Genomic DNA, 1,758 nt, shown 5'->3' with positions numbered 1-1,758 from the left:
AGGGCGTGCAGATCTTTAACTCGTGGCTTTCCGCTCGGTGGTTCGTTGGTCTGGCGTGAGCGGGTTGGAAAGTCAGCGGGCTGTGCTGGCAGCCAAGTTCGGGGCGATTCTGCCGCATCTCGACGAGCGTCAGCGTCGTCTGTTGATAGGGGCGGAGGCCCAGTCTCTCGGCCACGGCGGGATCAGAGCTGTTGCCCGTGCCGCCGGTGTCCGGGAAGCCACGGTGTCTGCCGGCTTGCGGGAACTCGGCTCCGGAGAGACCCCGTTGGGACGCATCCGTCGGCCCGGCGGTGGCCGCAAATGCATCGTCGACCGGAACCCAGCCGTTCGGGAGGCACTCCTCGCGTTGGTCGAGCCCGACGTCCGCGGAGATCCGATGTCGCCGCTGCGCTGGACCACCAAATCCACCCGCAAGCTCGCCGGGCAGCTGACGCGCCAGGGCCACAGGATCTCCGCAGACACGGTCGGCGACCTGCTGCGCGAGGAAGGCTTCAGCCTGCAGAGCAACGCGAAGACCCTGGAAGGCAAGCAACACCCCGACCGGGACGCCCAGTTCCACTACCTCAACGAACAGGCCCGCGACCACCAGAACAGCGGGGCTCCGGTGATCAGTGTGGACACGAAGAAGAAGGAACTGGTCGGCACCTTCAAGAACAACGGCCGCGAATGGGAACCGAAGGGCGAGCCGGTACGGGTCGACACCCACGACTTCCCCGACCGTGAGTTGGGCAGAGCGGTGCCCTACGGCATCTACGACGTCACCGCGAACACGGGCTGGGTCAACGTGGGCACCGACCACGACACCGCCGCGTTCGCCGTCGAGTCGATCCGTCGCTGGTGGAACGGGGCCGGGCAGGCCACCTACCCAACTGCCGACCGGTTGCTGATCACCGCCGATGCGGGCGGCTCCAACGGGTATCGCACCCGTACCTGGAAGACCGAACTCGCCCGGTTCGCCGCCGAGACCGGCCTGACTGTCACCGTCTGCCACCTGCCTCCCGGAACATCGAAGTGGAACCGGATCGAGCACCGGCTGTTCTCCCACATCACCATGAACTGGCGTGGCAGGCCCCTGACCAGCCACGAAGTCATCGTCGAGAGCATCGCCGCGACCACCACCAAGACGGGCCTGACGGTGCATGCCGAACTCGACACCAACCCGTATCCCACAGGCATCCAGGTCAGCGACGATGAGATCGCCGCCCTTCCCCTCACCCGACACCGCTTCCACGGAGACTGGAACTACACCCTCCACCCCCAGCACCCGCTGGAGGCAACAACGAACGGGACGGCGGACCGGCCGCCGGCGAACAGCGCACATCCCTTGCCGACACGTACATTGCACGCCCCCGAACTCACCGGCATAAGCCACCGCCAGCTCAGTGAACTGATCAGTGCGCTGGCTCCCAAGCTGGAACTACAGCGTGAACAGACACTCCGCGCGGTCCGTGGTCACGAGCGGCTGGTGGCCCCCGGCGCGGGCGCAAAAGCCAAGCTCACCCCGGCTGACCGCATCCTTGCCACCGTGCTGCACCTGCGCAAACTCGGCACAGTGAACCTCCTCGGGCAGCTCTTCAACGTCTCCGGCGTGACTATCAGCCGCGCGAACCAAGAAGTCCGCCCGCTCCTGGAGGCGCACGGCCACCACATCACCCCCTCTACCGCCCGGTTTCGCACACCAGCCGACATCGCAGCATTCCTCGCTTCCGGCCCCAACCAAAGCAAGATCAAGATGGTGAGTTAAAGATCTGCACGCCC

Annotated in this window: 1 protein-coding gene; it reads left to right on the top strand. The window is 65.9% G+C overall.

Annotated features, from left to right (window positions below):
• Window positions 1–85: 85 nt before the first annotated feature.
• Window positions 86–1,744: an ISAzo13 family transposase gene (locus AB0I22_RS39690; protein WP_363135902.1), complete on the top strand. Its 1,659-nt coding sequence runs from the start codon at window positions 86–88 to the stop codon at window positions 1,742–1,744.
• The last annotated feature ends 14 nt before the right edge of the window (window positions 1,745–1,758 follow it).

The sequence above is a fragment of the Streptomyces sp. NPDC050610 genome, from assembly GCF_040654875.1.
Lineage (GTDB): Bacteria > Actinomycetota > Actinomycetes > Streptomycetales > Streptomycetaceae > Streptomyces.
The sequence above is the reverse complement of the archived record's forward strand: the minus strand, read 5'-3'. Positions and strand labels throughout refer to the sequence as shown.